Source organism: Cellulosimicrobium funkei (assembly GCF_001019615.1).
GTDB lineage: Bacteria > Actinomycetota > Actinomycetes > Actinomycetales > Cellulomonadaceae > Cellulosimicrobium > Cellulosimicrobium cellulans_E.
The window spans coordinates 17,813-34,121 of the sequence record NZ_JNBQ01000009.1; the positions used below are offsets into that span (position 1 = coordinate 17,813).

Sequence of the window (16,309 nt, forward strand, 5' to 3'; positions counted from 1 at the left end):
GTGCCCGCACGCCAGGTCGCGCACGGCCGTCCCGCACGACGAGCGAAGGAGTCCGGATGAGCTTCATGGAGAAGCTGCGCGGCCAGCTGATCGACATCATCGAGTTCCTCGACGAGAGCCGGGACACGATCGTCTGGCGCTTCCCGCGCCAGGGCAACGAGATCAAGAACCAGGCGAAGCTCGTCGTGCGCGAGGGGCAGAGCGCCGTCTTCGTCAGCGAGGGCCGGCTCGCCGACGTGTTCGGGCCGGGCACGTACACGCTCGAGACCAAGAACCTGCCGATCCTGTCGACGATCCAGGGCTGGAAGTACGGGTTCAGCTCGCCGTTCAAGGCGGAGGTGTACTTCGTCGCGACGCGCCAGTTCACCGACCTCACGTGGGGCACGCAGAACCCGGTGATCCTGCGCGACCCGGAGCTCGGCGCGGTCCGCATCCGGGCGTTCGGCACGTACGCGCTCCAGGTCGTCGACCCGTCGGCGCTGTTGCGTCAGCTCGTGGGGACCGACCCGCAGTTCCGCACCGACGAGATCGGCGACTACTTCCGCCGCCTCGTGGTCGGCCAGCTCGGCCCGGCGCTCGCGGAGGCCGGCGTCGCGGCGATCGACCTCGCCGCGAACCAGCGCGAGATCGCGACGCGGCTCGCGGGCCAGCTCTCGGAGGACCTGTCGGAGTACGGCATCGCCGTGCCGCGCTTCGTCCTCGAGAACGTCTCCTTCCCGCCCGAGGTCGAGGCGGCGCTCGACAAGCGGACGCAGATGGCCGTCGTCGGGAACCTCGACCAGTACACGAAGTTCCAGGCGGCGAACGCGATCGAGACCGCGGCCGCCAACCCCGGGGGCGCGGGCGACGGGCTGGGGCTCGGCGCCGGCATGGGTCTCGGGGCGGCCATGGGCCAGCAGCTCGCGCAGTCGCTGGGGACGACGGCAGCCCACCCGACCCCGGCCCCGGCGCCGCCCGCCGGGCCGCCGCCCCTGCCGGCTGCGGAGTCGCCCTGGTACTGGGCGGTCGGCGGCGCGCAGTCCGGTCCGGGCACGACGGCGGACCTCGCGGGCCGTGTCCGGTCCGGCGAGGTGACGCGCGAGTCGCTCGTGTGGCAGCAGGGGATGGCCGCATGGACCGCCGCGGGCGAGGTCCCCGCGCTCGCGCCGCTGTTCGCGGCGACGCCCCCGCCGCTGCCCCCGACCGGCGCCCCGGCCGGAGCCCCGACCGGTCCGGCGGCGGGCTGACGGTGAGCGACACCCAGGGAGAGCTCGTCCGCACGCGCTGCGACGCGTGCGGGTCGCAGCTCGCGTACGCGCCGGGGACGCAGCACCTGCGCTGCGTCGCGTGCGGCGGGACGGTCGCGATCGTGCACGCGCCGGGCGACGCCGTCGACGAGCACTCGTTCGACGCGTGGGCCGCGGCGCAGGGCGGGGTGCGCGCCGGGATCCTCGACGCGCGGCTGCTCACGTGCGACGGCTGCGGCGCGACGACGCAGGGCACGGACCTGTCGGTCGCCTGCCGGTTCTGCGGCGGGCACCTCGTCGCGGCGGCCGAGACGGACGGTCTGGTGCAGCCGGAGGCGGTCGTGCCGTTCGGCGTGGAGCAGGCGCAGGCGCGCGACGCGTTCCGGCGCTGGGTGCGCTCGCGCTGGTTCGCGCCGGGCGAGCTGAAGAAGGTCGGGGACACGGAGTCCCTGCACGGCTCGTACGTGCCCCACTGGACGTTCGACGCGCGCACGTCGTCGGCGTACTCGGGGCAGCGCGGGGACGCCTACTACGTGACCGTCAAGAACGGGGACGAGGAGCGCCAGGAGCGGCGCGTGAGCTGGACGCCCGTCTCCGGGCACGTCGCGCGTGACTTCGACGACGTGCTCGTCCCCGCGACGTCGCAGGTGGCCGAGCGTGACCTGTCGAAGCTCGGCCCGTGGCCGCTGTCGCACGCGGTGCCGTTCCGCGCCGAGTACCTGGCGGGGTTCGCGGCGGCCCGGTACGACGTCGAGCCCCCGGCAGGTCTGGACCGCGCGAAGCAGAAGATGGCGCCCGTGATCAAGGACGACGTCGAGCGCGACATCGGGGGCGACGAGCAGCGGGTCGGCTCGATCCGCACCGCCTACGCGGACGTCATGTTCAAGCTCGTGCTGCTCCCGCTGTGGATCGCGACGTACGTGTACGCGGGCAAGCAGTGGCAGGTCATGGTCAACGCCAACACGGGCCAGGTGATCGGGCGGCGCCCCTACAGCGTCGGCAAGATCGTCCTGGCCGTGCTGGCCGGGCTGCTCGTCGTCGCCGCGCTCGTGCTCTGGTACCTGCGCTCGCAGACGTGAGCCTCAGGCGTCCCGGCGCTCGTCGTACGCGCGCTGGGACGCCGCGACCTCCGCGACCGAGCCCTCGAGGACGTCGAGCAGCCCCGTCAGGCTGTCGGCGACGCGGCGCCCGAGGTCGGTGAGGGAGTACTCGACGTGCGGCGGGATGGTCGCGCGCACCTCGCGCACGACGATGCCGTCGCGCTCGAGGGACTGGAGCGTCTGGGCGAGCATCTTCTCGCTGACCCCGTCGATGCGGCGCCGCAGCGCGTTGAACCGCACCGCGCCGTCGCGCAGGCCCGCGACCGTGAGCACGCCCCACCGTCCGGTGACGGCCTCGAGGACGTGCCGCGACGTGCAGCCGCGCTGGAAGACGTCGGCCACCATCGCGTCGGTGGGTCCGGGGTCCTCCACGAGGCGTGCGTCGGTCGTCATCGCCCCAGGATACGGCGCCGGCGAGGATCGCAGCACTGTGAGATAGGTCGCACGCTCTTTTGGTTTGCACTTTCGAAAAGTAAGCGCATGCTGGGACGGCACGGCCGTCCGGTCGTGCCCTCGCGCACCGAAGGAGCCCTCGTATGTCCATCGCCGTCACCGGAGCCAGCGGCCACCTCGGCCGCCTCGTCGTCGAGTCCCTCCTCGCGCACGGGGCGGACCCGTCCCAGGTCGTCGCCGCCGCGCGCACGACGGCGAAGGTCGCCGACCTCGCCGACCGTGGCGTCCAGGTCCGCGAGGCCGACTACGCGCGACCCGAGACCCTGGCGGTGGCGCTCGCGGGCGTCGACGTGCTCGTGCTCGTCTCGGGCTCCGAGGTCGGGCAGCGCGTCGAGCAGCACCGCAACGTGGTCGACGCGGCGCGGGCGGCGGGCGTCTCGCGCGTCGTCTACACGAGCGCGCCGCACGCCACGACCTCGGCGCTGGTCCTCGCGCCCGAGCACAAGGCCACGGAGGAGCTCCTCGCCGCGTCGGGCCTCGCGACCACGATCCTGCGGAACAACTGGTACACCGAGAACTACGTCGGCGACGTGCTGGGCGCCCGGGAGTCCGGCGAGCTCGTGTCGAGCGTGGGCGACGGCCGCGTCGCGAGCGCGAGCCGCGCCGACTACGCCGAGGCCGCCGCGGTCGTGGCGCTCGCCGCGCAGGCGGACGCCGCCGCGCACGCGGGGGCCGTGTACGAGCTGAGCGGCGACGTCGCGTGGACGTTCGACGACCTCGCCGCCGCGGCCGCCGAGGTGCTCGGGCGCCCCGTCACCTACCGGCGCGTGAGCCCCGACGAGCACCGGGCGTTCCTGCTCGGGGCGGGGCTGGACGAGGGCACGGCCGGGTTCGTCGTCGCGCTGGACGCCAACATCCGCGACGGGCTGCTCGCCGAGACGTCGGGGGAGCTCGCGCGACTGCTGGGCCGCCCGACGACGCCGCTGGTCGACGGGCTGCGCGCCGCCGTCGCGCAGGGCTGAGACGTCGCGACGCGGCCGTCCGGGGGACCGGGCGGCCGCGTCGCGACACCCGTCAGGAGGGCGTCAGTGGGACGCCTTCACCACGAGCACCGGGACGGGCGAGTCGAGGAGCACGCGCTGCGTCGTGCTGCCGAGCAGGAACTTGCCCACCGGCGAGCGCTTGCGCGCCCCCACGACGACGACGTCGGGCGCCGTGCGCTCGGCCTCTTCGATGATCGCCTCGGCCGGGTCGAGGTGCTCCGACCGGTAGGTGATCTCGGGGCGCGCGACCCCGGCGGGGAGCGTGTCGAGCAGGTGCGCGAGGGTCGCGGGGACGCCCGCGTCGGCGTCCTGCGGGGTGAGGACGAGGACCGCGAGGGCGGTCGAACGGTGGACCGCCTCGGCGACCGCCGCCCGGAACGCGGTCTCGCCCTGCGGGGAGTCGTTGTACGCCACGAGGACGGTCATCGCGCGGGCCCTTCCGTCATTCCGTCGTGCTGCGGTTGAACTCTCTCACAGGGCGCGCCCCGTCGCCGGTCGACGCGCGCCCGGCAGCGGGGCGCCCGCGAGCACCGCCTCCGGCACGGCGAGCGTCGGCGGCAGCAGCGGCGGGACGACGTCGCGCAGGACCGACTCGATCTCACGACGCCGTCGTGCGCCGAGGCGCTCGGCCGGCGCGGTGACGCTCACGGCGGCCACGGACTGCCCGCCCCGCAGGATGGGGAGGGCGACGCAGCTGATGCCCGGCTCGTTCTCCTCGGTCTCCGTCGCGAACCCGCTCGCCCGCGTCTCGTCGCACGTCGCGCGGAGGGCGGCGGGCGTGACGGGGTGCTCGTCGGGGGCCGCCGCGGCGTACCAGGCGAGCGCGCCGTCGTCGAGCGGCCGGTGGGCGAGCAGCGCGCGCCCGAGCGCCGTGGTGGCCGCGGGGCGGCGACGGCCCACGGCCGACCAGACCCGGACGGCGCGCGCAGGCTCGACCTTGTCGAGGTAGACGATCTCGGTCCCGGCGAGGGCGCCGAGGTGGACGAGCTCGTCGGTCGCCCGGCACACCGCGACGAGCACGGGGTGCAGGAGTGCGGGCAGGTTCTCCTCGCCGAGATAGACCGTCGCGAGGGCGGTCGCCCCCGGCCCGAGCCGGTAGTCGCCCGTCGTGGCGTCCTGCTCGGCGTAGCCGCGGTAGCGCAGCGCGGCGAGCGTGCGGTGCAGCGAGGCCTTGTGCAGCCCGAGCGAGCGCGAGAGGTCGCCGAGCGCGACCCCGGCCGGACCGGCCCCGGCGAGCGCCTCGAGCACGGTCAGCGCCTTGTCCACGCTCCCGAGCGGGCTGCTGCCCGGGCCGGTCGTCGCGTGCTCGTCGCGCTGGGGGGTTCCCGACGGCGTGGTCCCGGCTTCCGCCAACGTCGCTCCTTCGCCTAGAGTGCGTTCCGTAGTGAACAACGGGCGTTCACCATAACGAAACGGAGCGAAGATGTCATCCCACGGACCCCTGGAGGCGATCGCACGCGCGCGCGTCGTGCCGGTCGTCGTCGTCGACGACGCGGAGCAGGGCGTGCTCGTCGCGAGCGCGCTGCGCGAGGGCGGCCTTCCCGTCGCGGAGGTGACCTTCCGCACCGCGGGCGCGCGCGCCGCGATCGCGGCGATCGCGCGCGAGGTGCCGGACGTGCTCGTCGGTGCGGGGACCGTCGTCAACGCGGCCCAGGTCGACGAGGCCGTCGAGGCCGGCGCCCGCTTCCTCGTCTCGCCCGGGCTCTCGGCCGCCGTCGTGCGCCGCGCGCAGGAGGTCGGGGTGCCGGTCCTGCCCGGGGTCGCGACGCCGTCGGACGTCATCGCCGCGCTCGACCTCGGCCTCGACGCCGTGAAGCTCTTCCCCGCGAACGTCGTCGGCGGTCCGGCGGCGGTCAAGGCGTTCTCCGCGCCGTTCCCCGGCCTGCGCTTCGTGCCGACCGGCGGCGTGAGCGCCGCCAACCTCCTGGACTACCTCGCGCTGCCGTCCGTCCTGGCCGCCGGCGGCTCGTGGATGGTCGACGCCGCGCTCGTGCGCGCGGGCGACACCGCCGAGATCACCCGCCGGACGCGCGAGGCCGTCGAGCTCGCCGCGACCGCCCCGCACCCCGCCGAAGGAGCCTGACCCGTGCCCGACACGACCCAGAACCAGCCCCCGCTCGCCGTCCGCCCCGCGGCCGAGTGCGCCTACGACGTCGTCGCCCTCGGCGAGGTCATGCTCCGCCTCGACCCGGGCGAGCGTCGCATCAAGACGGCCCGCAGCTTCGACGCCTGGGAGGGCGGCGGCGAGTACAACGTCGCGCGCGGGCTGCGCCGGGCGTTCGGGCTGCGCGGCGCGGTCGTCACCGCGCTCGCGGACAACGAGGTCGGCCGGCTCGTCGAGGACCTCATGCTCACCGGCGGCCTCGACACGCGCTGGGTGCAGTGGCGCGAGTACGACGGCATCGGGCGCACCGTGCGCAACGGGCTCAACTTCACCGAGCGCGGGTTCGGCGTGCGCGGCGCGGTCGGCGTCTCCGACCGCGGCAACACCGCGATCGCCCAGCTCCGGCCCGAGGACGTCGACTGGGACGACGTGTTCGGCCGCGGCGTGCGCTGGTTCCACACCGGCGGCATCTTCGCTGCGCTGTCCGAGTCGTCCGCCGACGTCGCGGAGGCGGCCATGGCCGCCGCCCGCCGCCACGGCACCGTCGTGTCCTACGACCTCAACTACCGACCGTCGCTGTGGAAGGGCATCGGCGGCGTCGAGCGCGCGCAGGAGGTCAACCGCCGTCTGGCCCGGTACGTCGACGTGATGATCGGCAACGAGGAGGACTTCACGGCCTCGCTCGGCTTCGAGGTGGAGGGCGTCGACGAGAACCTCACCGACCTCGACACCGGGGCCTTCCGCGCGATGATCGCGCGGGCCGCCGAGGAGTACCCCAACTTCCAGGTCATCGCGACGACGCTGCGCGGCGTGAAGACGGCGACCGTCAACGACTGGGGCGCGATCGCGTGGTCGCGCGTGCAGGGCTTCGCCGAGGCGACGCACCGCCCCGGGCTGGAGATCCTCGACCGCGTGGGCGGCGGGGACTCGTTCGCGTCGGGCCTCGCGTACGGGCTCATGGAGCTCGGCTCGATCCACGAGGCGGTCGAGTACGGGGCCGCGCACGGCGCGCTGGCGATGACGACGCCGGGCGACACCTCGACGGCGTCCCTCGCCGAGGTCCGCAAGCTCGCGTCGGGCGGCAGCGCGCGCGTGCAGCGCTGACCGGGCCGCCTCCCGTCTCCCGCCGTGCCGGGCCGCAGGACCAGGGTTAGTGTGGTCGGGCTGTCGGCGGGAGGCGGGAGGTGCGGCGTGGCTGGTGGGGCCTTCGTGCCCGGGCTGCCACGCCGCGGCGCCGAGGAACCTCCCGACCTGGTCCGCGCCCTCGAGCACGCCCGCATCCTCCGCGCGGCGGGGGACCCCGGTGGGGCCGCCCAGGTCCTCGACCGGGCCTTCGCCGCCGAGGGGGTGCGCACGCGGAGCGTCGCCGAGCGCGTGCGGTTCCGGGCCCTGGTGCTGCGCGCCGACCTCGCGCTCGCGCTGCACGACGAGGCCGCGGCAGAGCGGTTCCTCGAAGGGGTCGAGTGGTTCCGGGCCGGGGCCGACTTCCTCCCGCGGGTCGCCGAGGCGCTCGCCGCCCTCGACGACGAGGTCCACCGCGCCGACGAGCTGCGCGACCGGCTCGCGAGCGAGCGCCGTACGGGCTGACGCGGCCGGCCGGGAACCGCGCGTGCGGGAGCCGCGTTGGACTCCGCAGTACCCGTGCGGGCGCCGACCGTGCCCGGGCCATCTCGCGAGGAGGCAGACATGCTGTGCCCCACCGACCAGACCGTGCTCGTCATGACCGAGCGCAAGGGCGTGGAGATCGACTACTGCCCGACGTGCCGCGGGGTGTGGCTCGACCGCGGTGAGCTCGACAAGATCATCGACCGCTCGCTGGAGAGCGAGATCGCCGCCGAGGCCGCGGGCCCGGCCGCTGCCGCACCCACCGCCCCCGCGGCCCCGCCCGCCCCCGCGCCGACGTCGTACCCGCCGGCGCCCGCCGCGGACTACGGCACGCCCGGCTACGGCGAGCGGCGCGACGACCGCCGGTATGACGACCGTGACCGCTACCGGGGCGACCAGTACGGCGACGACCGGTACCGGGACGACCGCTACCGCGACGACCGCGACCGCCGCTACGACGGGCGCGACGGCTACGACCCCCGCTACCGCAAGCGGAAGAAGAAGGAGTCGTGGCTCGAGGACCTCTTCGACTTCTGACGCACCCCGTGGTCGACTGTCCCGCGTGACCGTCCTCGACTCGTTCTCGCTCGCCGGCCGCACGGCCCTGCTCACCGGCGGGAGCCGCGGGATCGGGCGCGCCGTCGCCCGCGCGCTCGGCGAGGCGGGGGCGCGGGTCGCGCTCACCGCGACCACCGCTCCGGCCGCCGAGGACGCGGCGGCCGCGCTGCGCGAGGCCGGGATCGACGCGCGCGGGTACGCGCTCGACGTGACGGACCGCGCCCAGGTGGACGACGTCGTCGGGCGCGCCGCCGCCGACCTCGGGACGGTCGACCTGCTCGTCAACAACGCGGGGATCTCGATCGGCGGGGCAGCGCTCGAGATCGACGACGACGTGTGGCACCGCACGCTCGCGACCAACCTCGACGGCGTCTGGTACTGCTCGCGCGCGGTCGCCCGGGCCCTGGTCGACGACGGGCGACCGGGGGCGATCGTCAACGTCGGGTCGATGTCGGCGTCGATCGTCAACCGGCCGCGCTGGCAGCCCGCGTACCTCGCCTCCAAGGCGGCGGTGCACCAGCTCACCAAGGGGCTCGCCGCCGAATGGGCGCCGCACGGCATCCGCGTCAACGCCGTCGCGCCCGGGTACGTGCGCACCGAGGCGTCGCCCGTCGACCAGCCCGAGTACTACGACGACTGCGTCGCGCCCGCGGCGATGCAGCGCTGGGCCGAGCCCGAGGAGATCGGCCCTCCGGTCGTGTTCCTCGCGAGCGCGGCGTCGAGCTTCATGACGGGCGCGGTCGTGACGGTCGACGGCGGCTACACCCTCTTCTGAGCCGGACTAGGCTCGGTCCCCGTGCGCGCAGTCCTCAGCCGGTGGGTCGACCCGTTCGTCGTCACGCTGCTCGTCGTGCTCGTGCTGGGGCTCGTCGTGCCGGTGGGGCCGGGCGCGCAGCGCGTGGTCGACGCCGTGGCGGACGTCGCGGTCACGCTCCTCTTCCTCGTCTACGGCATGCGCCTGTCGACGCGCGAGGTGTGGGCGGGCCTGCGGAACTGGCGCCTCCAGGGCGGCATCCTCGCGGCGACGTACGTCGTGTTCCCGGTGCTCGGGCTCGTCACGGCGTGGGCGATCGAGCCGCTCGTCGGGGCGCCCCTCGCCGCGGGCGTGCTCTACCTGTCCTTGCTCCCGTCGACCGTGCAGTCGTCCGTCGCGTTCACGTCGGTCGCGCGCGGCAACGTCGCCGGGGCGATCTGCGGGGCGACGGTGTCCAACGTCGCGGGCATGGTGATCACCCCGCTGCTCGTGCTGTGGCTCATGACCGGAGCGGACGGGGGCGCCGACGGGCCCACGGGCGGGCTCGGCGGACTCCGGACCGTGCTGCTCCAGCTCCTGCTGCCGTTCGTCGTCGGGCAGCTCCTCCAGCCGTGGGTCGGCGACTGGGTCCGCGCGCGGCGCTGGCTCACGCTCGGCGTCGACCGCGGCACCATCCTCGTCGTCGTGTTCGGCGCCGTCGCCGCCGCGTCCTCGGCGGGCGTGTGGTCGAGCGTGTCCGGCTGGTCGATCGTCGCGCTGCTCGTCGTGAGCGCGCTCGTCCTCGCCGCGATGCTCGCGCTCACCTGGTGGGGCGGGGCGGCCCTGCGGCTGTCGACGGAGGACCGGATCGCCCTCCTCATGTGCGGGTCCAAGAAGTCGCTCGCCACGGGTCTGCCCATGGCGAGCGTGCTGTTCCCCGTCGCCGTCGCGGGCGTCGTCGCCGTGCCGGTGATCGTGTTCCACCAGCTCCAGCTCGTCGTGTGCGCGGTCCTCGCGCGCCGCCTCGCGCTTCGCGACTGACGCCCGGCACCCGTGTGGGCCCGGGTCAGGGGCGCGCGGCGACCTGCTCGCGCACCTGGCGCTTGGCGCGCGTGAGCATGCCGTTCATGCCGCCGATGCGCAGCGGGCTCACGGCCCGCGTGAGGCCGATCGACATGGGGAAGTCGTCCGGCACGTCGAGCACCTCCTGCACCGTCAGGCCCGACAGGCCCTGCGCGAGGATCGACGCGAAGCCGCGCGTCGTCGGCGCCTCGGCGGGCGCGGTCGCGAAGAAGTGCACGACACCGTCGTCGTCGACCTCCGCGAACGCCCGCACGGGCGACTGGCACTCCTCGATGCGCTCGAGCAGGCCGGGCGCGCTCGCATAGCGCTCCGGGAGGTCGGGCAGCTCGTTCGCGAACTCGAGTAGGAGCTGGAGGCGCTCGCGCTCCGGCAGCGCGAGGAAGTCCTCGCGGATCTCCGCGAGGGCCGCGGGCAGGGACGAGGCGTCGGACGGGGAGCTCATGGTGTCGATCCTTGCATCGGGGGCGTGCGGCCGGGACCTGGTCCCACCGTGCGGAACGCCGGCCACGCGCGACGTATGCCCGCGGCAGACGGCGACGGCGCGCGGCGGGCCCACGAGGGGCCGGCCGCGCGCCGTCGTGCGAGGGGTGCGGTCAGTTGAGCGACGCGGGGGCCTCGCCGGCCTCCTCGCCCTTGACGATCGGGACGCGCACCGCGTTGCCCCACTCGGTCCACGAGCCGTCGTAGTTGCGGACCTTGTCGAAGCCGAGGAGGTAGGTCAGCGCGAACCAGGTGTGGCTCGAGCGCTCGCCGATGCGGCAGTACGTGACGACCTCGTCGTCCGTCGCGAGGCCGAGGCCGCCCTCCTGGTAGATCGCCTCGAGCTGCTCGCGCGACTTGTAGGTGCCGTCCTCGGCGACCGCCGTCGCCCACGGGACGTTGCGCGCCGTCGGGATGTGGCCGCCGCGCAGCACGCCCTCCTCCGGGTAGTCCGGGATGTGCAGGCGCTCGCCCGTGTACTCCTGCGGGGAGCGGATGTCGACGAGCGGCCCGTTGCCGATGTGCGCGAGGACGTCCTCCTTGAACGCGCGGATCGTCACGTCGTCGCGCTCGACGACCGGGTACTCGACGGCCTCCGGCGCGGGGACGTCGGTCGTGACCTCGCGACCCTCCGCGATCCACTTGCCGCGGCCGCCGTCGAGCAGGCGCACGTCCTCGTGGCCGAACAGCGTGAAGACCCACGCGGCGTACGCGGCCCACCAGTTGTTCTTGTCGCCGTAGACGACGATCGTCGTGTCGCGGCCGATGCCCTTGTCGCCGAGGAGCTGGGCGAAGCCCTTGCCGTCGATGTAGTCGCGCGTGTCGGGGTCGTTGAGGTCGGTGTGCCAGTCGATCTTCACCGCGCCGGGGATGTGACCGGTCTCGTAGAGCAGCACGTCCTCGTCGGACTCGACGACGACGATGCCCGGCTGCCCGAGGTGCTCGGCGAGCCAGTCCGTGCTCACGAGGCGGTCGGGGTGGGCGTACTGGGTGATCTTCTCGCTGGTGTCGAGCGGTGCGGGCATGGTGTCCTCCGTGCGGCGGGAGCTGGGTGTCCGAGGTGGTGGTCCGTCCGAGCGTCAGGCTAGGTCGGCTGTCCGCATCACGGAAGGCCCGTCGCGCATGCTGAGACGGTGTTACGCCAGGTGCCGCAGCCCGTGCCGCAGCAGGAGCGCGGACGCCCCGAGGTTGAGCGCGGTGGCCGCCCGGACGTCCGCCCCGGGTGCCCGACGGCCCCACGCGGCGGGCTCGACGAGCGTGCCCGCGAGGGAGGTCGAGCCGAGCGCGACGCACGTGCGCGCCCAGCCGCGCGCGCGGCCCGCGCGGGGTGCCGCCAGGGCGACGAGCGCGGTCACGGCCACGGGGATCGCGGTGCCGCCGCCCAGCCCGAGCGCGACGGTGCGGGCGGCGGGCATCGGGAGGGGGTCACGTCCGAACGGCTCGGAGTGCAGGTCGTGGCGGACCGCCGTCCACGACCCGAGCGCGGTGGCGGCGGCGTAGGCGAGGACCACGGCCCCGGCACCGGCCATGCCTCCGACGGTACGCCCGGGTCGCCTGCCGTGCTCGCCGTTCGCCGCTGCTCGCCCGTCGGTCCAGACTGGCGGCGTGGTCGGTGTCGTCCCGGAGCGGGTCCAGCGTGCCGTCGCGCTGCTCGGCCTGCGCGGCGACGAGGCCGTGCTCGAGATCGGGCCCGGCCCCGGCGCGGCCGTGGAGCTGGTGCTCGCGCGGCACCCCGGCGTGCGCTACGTCGCGGTCGACCGCTCCGCGACCGCCGTCGCGCGCACGGCGGCCCGCAACCGCTCGGCCGTCGACGACGGCCGGCTGGTCGTGCGGCAGGGGGACGTCACGGACCCCGACCTCGCCGACACGCTCGGTGGCCCGTTCGACGTCGTGTTCGCCGTGAACGTCAACGTCTTCTGGACCCGCGCGGCGCGCGCGGAGGCGAGCGCGCTCGCGGCCCGGCTCGTGCCGGGCGGCGCGCTCTGGCTGGCCTACGAGACACCGGGAGGGGACGACGGCCGCGTCGTCGACGGCGTCCGCGCGTCGCTCGCCGTCCCCGGGCTGGGCGCGCCGGTCGTCATCCGCGACGGCGTGGTGGCGCTCGGCGCACGCCGCACGCCCGCCGGGGAGTGACCGGGCGCGGCTCAGCCGAGCAGCTCGCGCTCCGCCTCGCCGAGCGCGCGGTCGAGCAGGTCGAGCCCGAGGTCGAGCTCCTCCTCGCTCACGGTGAGCGGCGGCGCGATACGGAACACGCCGCCCATGCCCCGGAGCTGCACGACGTTCATGTGGAGCCCGAGGTCCAGCGCCCGCCGGGTGACCAGGGCGCCGAGGGCGTCGGCGCCCTCCTTCGTCTCGCGGTCGAGCACGAGCTCGATGCCCTGGAGCAGACCCCGTCCGCGCACGTCGCCGATCGTGGCGTGGCGGTCCTGGAGGTCGAGCAGCCCGGCGCGGAGCCGGTCGCCGAGCACGCGCACCCGGGCGTCCATCCGCTCGGCCTCGAGCACGTCGAGCACGGTGTTGCCGACCGCCGCGACGAGCGGGTCCGAGACGTGCGTCGTGAAGAACAGGAAGCCGCGCTCGTGGGCGCGCTCCTCGATCTCGGCGCTCGTGACGACGGCGGCGAGGGGCAGGCCGGCGCCGAGCGTCTTGGAGATGGTGAGGATGTCGGGGACCACCGGCTCCTCGCCGCCGCGGCCCTCGAACGCGTACCAGGAGCCCGTCCGGCACAGCGCCGTCTGCGCCTCGTCGAGGATGAGGAGCATCCCGCGCTCGTGGCACTTGTCGCGCAGCGCCGCGAGGTAGCCGGGCGGCAGCTCGACGATCCCGCCCGAGCTGAGGATCGGCTCCACGATGCACGCCGCGAGGCTCCCCGTGGACTGCACGTCGACGAGGTCGAACGCGAGGTCGAGCTGGCGGTGCCAGTCGTGCGCGCCGTCGGGCGTGAGGTGGTCGGGGCGGTACGCGTTCGGCACGGGGATGACGAGGTTGCCGGGCGCCGTGGGGCCGTAGCCGCGGCGCCCCGCGCTGTACGTCGCAGCGGCCGCCGCGTGCGTCATGCCGTGCCACGACCCGGCGAGCGAGACGACCTCGTGCCGACCCGTGACGAGCTTCGCCATCCGGATCGCGGCCTCGTTGGACTCGGCTCCCGTCGTGAGGAGCAGGACCTTCTCGAGCGGGTCGGGCAGCGTGCCCGCGATCCGGCGTGCGAGGTCGACGACCGGGCGCGAGAGCATCCCGGAGAAGAGGTGGTCGAGCGTGCCGACCTGGCTGCGGACCGTCTCGACGATCGCCGGGTGGCTGTGCCCGAGGATCGCGCTCATCTGCCCCGACGTGAAGTCGAGGACACGCCGTCCGTCGGCCGTCGTGACGAAGCTGCCCGACGCGCTCTCGACGATCTCCGGCGTGAACGGCCCGCCGTACCGCACGAGGTGCCGGTCGGCGTCGGCCCAGAACGTCGCGGCGTCCGGGGTCGTCGGGGCGAGGGCGGGGGACTGGAGGACGGCCATCCTCCGAGCGTAAGGACGGAGCCCTGTGCGCGTACAGCACGAGTTCTCGTACAGTCTGTGCGGAGAACCCGCACAAGCAGGGCGACCGCACGGAACGGAGGACCGCGTGCTCAACGCCGCCCGGCTCCAGATCCTCGCCCGGCTCGAGAGCCTCGGGACCGTGCGCGCCGTGGGCGCGTCCCTGCACCTGAGCCCGTCCGCGGTGTCCGCGCAGCTCGCAGCGCTCGAGGCCGAGACCGGGTCACGCCTCGTCGAACGGACGGGACGGAGGGTGCGTCTCACGCCCGCGGGGCGCACCCTCGCGCGGCACGCCCGCGTCATCCTCGACCAGATGGCGCTGGCGGAGGCGGAGCTCGCCCACCCCGACGGTCAGCCCGCCGGGGTCGTGCGCGTCGCGGCGTTCTCGAGCGGCGTCCGGGCCCTCGTGATCCCCCTCGCGCGGCGGCTGGCCGTCGAGCACCCGCGGGTGCAGGTCGAGGTCGTCGAGCTCGACCCCCGCGAGAGCGGGCCCGCGCTCCGCCGCGCGGACGTCGACCTCGCCGTGACCGCCGACCTGCTCGACGGCGCACGGCTCGCCGGACCCGACGTCGCGACCGTCCCGCTGCTCGAGGACCCGGTCGTCCTCGTCGCGCCGACGGGTGCGTCGGCGGGAGAGGCGGCGGGGGAGGGGCCGGTCGACCTCGCCGGTCTCGCCGACGCGCGGTGGGCGGCGGACCTGCCCGGCCGGTACCTGTCGACCCTCGTCGAGAGCGCGTGCCGCGACGCCGGGTTCGAGCCGCGCGTCGTCGCGCGGCTGCCCAGCTACGAGCTGCTGCTCGCGCACGTCGAGGCGGGACTGTCGGTCGCGCTGCTGCCGGGCCTCGCCGTCGACCCGCGCTACGACGTCGTCGCACGCCCGTTGCGGACGCCCCGGACGCGCCCGGTGTACGCCGCGGTCCGCCGCGGCGCCCCGCCCACCGCGGCGACGAGCGTCGTCCTCGCCGGGCTGCGTCGCGTCGCGGATGCGACGGCCGCGGCCGGGGCGGCGACCGGCCCGCCGCCGCGGTAGCGGGCCGACGGACGCGCCCTACACTGGGGCCCAGCACCGCACGACGACGTGGGAGGTCCCGTGTCGCGCACCCTCGCACCGCCGCTGCGCTCGGACGCGCACCCGCGTCGCCCCGACGCGCGCCGCGACGCCCGCTCGGTCCGCGCGGCCTACCGGTCGTTCCTCGTCGACGGCGTCCTCCCGCACGGCGTCCACCCGGTCGTCGCCGACTCGTGGCGCCGGTCCGTCCACAGCGGCGTCGACCCCGAGGGCCCGCGCACGGAGTCCGCGCTCGCCCACGACGACCTCGTCGCCTACCGCGACGCCCACCCGCTCGCGGGGGTCATGCCCGTGGTCCGCGAGCTCGTCGTCGACGCCGCGGCGGACGACGGCCTCGCCGTCGCCGTCTCCGACGACGCGGGCCGGCTCCTGTGGGTCGAGGGCAGCCGCGCGCTGCGGGACGCGGTCGAGCGCGTCGGCTTCGTCGAGGGGTCGGTGTGGCGCGAGGAGCGCGTCGGGACCAACGCCCCCGGGACCGCGCTCGCCGCGCGCCGGGCCGTGCAGGTCCTCGGCGCGGAGCACTTCTCCCGGCCCGTCCAGGCGTTCAGCTGCACGGCCGTCCCGATCCACGAGCCCGGGACCGGCCGCGTCCTCGGTGTCCTCGACGTCACCGGCCGCCAGTCGGCGGCCTCGAGCGTCGTCCTCTCGCTCGTGCGGGCCACGGTCCTGAGCCTCGAGCGGGAGCTCGCGCAGCGCGCGGCCGCCCCGGCGGCCGACGGCGCCGGGACCGTCCCCGCGCCGCCGCGCGACGGCGCACCCGAGCTGTTCGTGCTCGGCACCACGCCCGTGCTCCGCGCCCCGGACGGCCTCGAGCACCGGTTGTCGCTGCGGCATGCCGAGATCCTCGCTCTCCTCGCCGCCCACCCGCGCGGCCTCTCCGCCGACGAGCTCGCCGTGCTGCTGCACCCCGGCGCGCTCTCGGACGTCACCGTGCGCGCGGAGGTCTCGCGACTGCGGCGCGTCGCCGGGACGCTCCTCGCCGGGTCCCGGCCGTACCGGCTCGCGCGCCCGCTGCGGACGGACGCCGACGTCGTGCGCGACCGGCTCGCGCTCGGCGATGTCCGGGGGGCGATCGCGGCGTACCGCGCGCCGCTCCTCCCGCGCTCGGGCGCGCCCGCCGTCGAGCACCTGCGCGCCGAGCTCGCGGCGGAGCTCCGCGCGGCCGTCGTGTCGGCGGGCGACACCGACGCCCTCGACGCGTGGACCCGCACCGAGGACGGCGCCGAGGACCACGCCGCGTGGACGCGCCTCCAGCGCGTCGCCGACCACGGCAGCCCGCTGTGGGTCCGCGCCCGCGCGCACCTCGACCTGCTCGACGACGAGCTCGGCTGACCGCGACCCCTCGGGCGCGCGCTGCAACGGTCCTGCAACCCTCGCGTGCCTAGCGTCGT

General features: G+C 75.4%; 19 protein-coding genes. 12 read left to right on the top strand and 7 right to left on the bottom strand.

What is annotated here, in order from left to right; translation table 11 throughout:
• Positions 1–56: 56 nt before the first annotated feature.
• Positions 57–1,226: an SPFH domain-containing protein gene (locus FB00_RS09725; RefSeq protein ID WP_047232722.1), complete on the top strand. Its 1,170-nt coding sequence runs from the start codon at positions 57–59 to the stop codon at positions 1,224–1,226.
• 2 nt (positions 1,227–1,228) lie between these two features.
• A complete protein-coding gene (locus FB00_RS09730) occupies positions 1,229–2,305 on the top strand; it encodes a hypothetical protein (protein ID WP_047232788.1) in 1,077 nt (358 codons plus the stop codon).
• A gap of 3 nt (positions 2,306–2,308) precedes the next feature.
• Here the strand turns inward: FB00_RS09730 and FB00_RS09735 are convergent, their stop codons facing one another.
• On the bottom strand, positions 2,309–2,719 hold the full coding sequence (locus tag FB00_RS09735) for a winged helix-turn-helix transcriptional regulator (protein WP_047232723.1): 411 nt from the start codon (positions 2,717–2,719) through the stop codon (positions 2,309–2,311).
• A 143-nt stretch (positions 2,720–2,862) separates the two neighbouring features.
• Here FB00_RS09735 and FB00_RS09740 point away from each other — a divergent pair, with 143 nt between their 5' ends.
• Entirely contained in the window at positions 2,863–3,741 is an 879-nt protein-coding gene (locus tag FB00_RS09740; RefSeq protein WP_047232724.1) for an SDR family oxidoreductase, read from the top strand.
• Between the two features lie 63 nt (positions 3,742–3,804).
• Here the strand turns inward: FB00_RS09740 and FB00_RS09745 are convergent, their stop codons facing one another.
• A complete protein-coding gene (locus FB00_RS09745) occupies positions 3,805–4,188 on the bottom strand; it encodes a universal stress protein (RefSeq protein ID WP_047232725.1) in 384 nt (127 codons plus the stop codon).
• Between the two features lie 45 nt (positions 4,189–4,233).
• On the bottom strand, positions 4,234–5,115 hold the full coding sequence (locus tag FB00_RS09750; RefSeq protein WP_082141179.1) for an IclR family transcriptional regulator: 882 nt from the start codon (positions 5,113–5,115) through the stop codon (positions 4,234–4,236).
• 70 nt (positions 5,116–5,185) lie between these two features.
• Here FB00_RS09750 and eda point away from each other — a divergent pair, with 70 nt between their 5' ends.
• The 6 genes from eda to FB00_RS09780 all read left to right on the top strand — a co-directional run bounded on the left by eda (position 5,186) and on the right by FB00_RS09780 (position 9,803).
• Positions 5,186–5,845 (top strand): bifunctional 4-hydroxy-2-oxoglutarate aldolase/2-dehydro-3-deoxy-phosphogluconate aldolase, encoded by a 660-nt coding sequence (eda, locus tag FB00_RS09755; protein ID WP_047232727.1) that lies wholly within the window; start codon positions 5,186–5,188, stop codon positions 5,843–5,845.
• A 3-nt stretch (positions 5,846–5,848) separates the two neighbouring features.
• A complete protein-coding gene (locus tag FB00_RS09760; protein WP_047232728.1) occupies positions 5,849–6,970 on the top strand; it encodes a sugar kinase in 1,122 nt (373 codons plus the stop codon).
• Positions 6,971–7,057: 87 nt separating this feature from the next.
• Positions 7,058–7,453 carry a hypothetical protein gene (locus FB00_RS09765; RefSeq protein ID WP_156186358.1) on the top strand — a complete coding sequence of 132 codons (396 nt, stop codon included), beginning with the start codon at positions 7,058–7,060 and terminating at the stop codon, positions 7,451–7,453.
• Positions 7,454–7,552: 99 nt separating this feature from the next.
• Positions 7,553–8,008 carry a zf-TFIIB domain-containing protein gene (locus FB00_RS09770; protein WP_047232730.1) on the top strand — a complete coding sequence of 152 codons (456 nt, stop codon included), beginning with the start codon at positions 7,553–7,555 and terminating at the stop codon, positions 8,006–8,008.
• Positions 8,009–8,033: 25 nt separating this feature from the next.
• Positions 8,034–8,804, top strand: coding sequence for an SDR family NAD(P)-dependent oxidoreductase (locus tag FB00_RS09775; protein WP_047232731.1), 771 nt, complete (start codon positions 8,034–8,036; stop codon positions 8,802–8,804).
• Positions 8,805–8,825: 21 nt separating this feature from the next.
• Positions 8,826–9,803 (top strand): bile acid:sodium symporter family protein, encoded by a 978-nt coding sequence (locus FB00_RS09780; protein WP_047232732.1) that lies wholly within the window; start codon positions 8,826–8,828, stop codon positions 9,801–9,803.
• Between the two features lie 25 nt (positions 9,804–9,828).
• Here the strand turns inward: FB00_RS09780 and FB00_RS09785 are convergent, their stop codons facing one another.
• From FB00_RS09785 to FB00_RS09795, 3 genes are all read right to left on the bottom strand, one after another.
• Positions 9,829–10,287, bottom strand: coding sequence for a SufE family protein (locus FB00_RS09785; protein WP_047232733.1), 459 nt, complete (start codon positions 10,285–10,287; stop codon positions 9,829–9,831).
• 151 nt (positions 10,288–10,438) lie between these two features.
• Positions 10,439–11,350: a sulfurtransferase gene (locus FB00_RS09790; protein ID WP_047232734.1), complete on the bottom strand. Its 912-nt coding sequence runs from the start codon at positions 11,348–11,350 to the stop codon at positions 10,439–10,441.
• Between the two features lie 111 nt (positions 11,351–11,461).
• Positions 11,462–11,854 carry a hypothetical protein gene (locus tag FB00_RS09795; RefSeq protein WP_047232735.1) on the bottom strand — a complete coding sequence of 131 codons (393 nt, stop codon included), beginning with the start codon at positions 11,852–11,854 and terminating at the stop codon, positions 11,462–11,464.
• A gap of 76 nt (positions 11,855–11,930) precedes the next feature.
• On the opposite strand from FB00_RS09795, the gene FB00_RS09800 reads away from it, so the two are divergent.
• Positions 11,931–12,458 (top strand): methyltransferase, encoded by a 528-nt coding sequence (locus tag FB00_RS09800; RefSeq protein WP_052877571.1) that lies wholly within the window; start codon positions 11,931–11,933, stop codon positions 12,456–12,458.
• Positions 12,459–12,469: 11 nt separating this feature from the next.
• Here the strand turns inward: FB00_RS09800 and FB00_RS09805 are convergent, their stop codons facing one another.
• Entirely contained in the window at positions 12,470–13,831 is a 1,362-nt protein-coding gene (locus tag FB00_RS09805) for an aspartate aminotransferase family protein (protein WP_047232736.1), read from the bottom strand.
• A gap of 106 nt (positions 13,832–13,937) precedes the next feature.
• Here FB00_RS09805 and FB00_RS09810 point away from each other — a divergent pair, with 106 nt between their 5' ends.
• The gene (locus FB00_RS09810) at positions 13,938–14,879 is read left to right on the top strand and encodes a LysR family transcriptional regulator (RefSeq protein WP_047232737.1); all 942 of its coding nucleotides are present in this window, start codon (positions 13,938–13,940) and stop codon (positions 14,877–14,879) included.
• A 60-nt stretch (positions 14,880–14,939) separates the two neighbouring features.
• The gene (locus FB00_RS09815) at positions 14,940–16,250 is read left to right on the top strand and encodes a GAF domain-containing protein (protein WP_231581793.1); all 1,311 of its coding nucleotides are present in this window, start codon (positions 14,940–14,942) and stop codon (positions 16,248–16,250) included.
• Positions 16,251–16,309 lie beyond the last annotated feature (59 nt).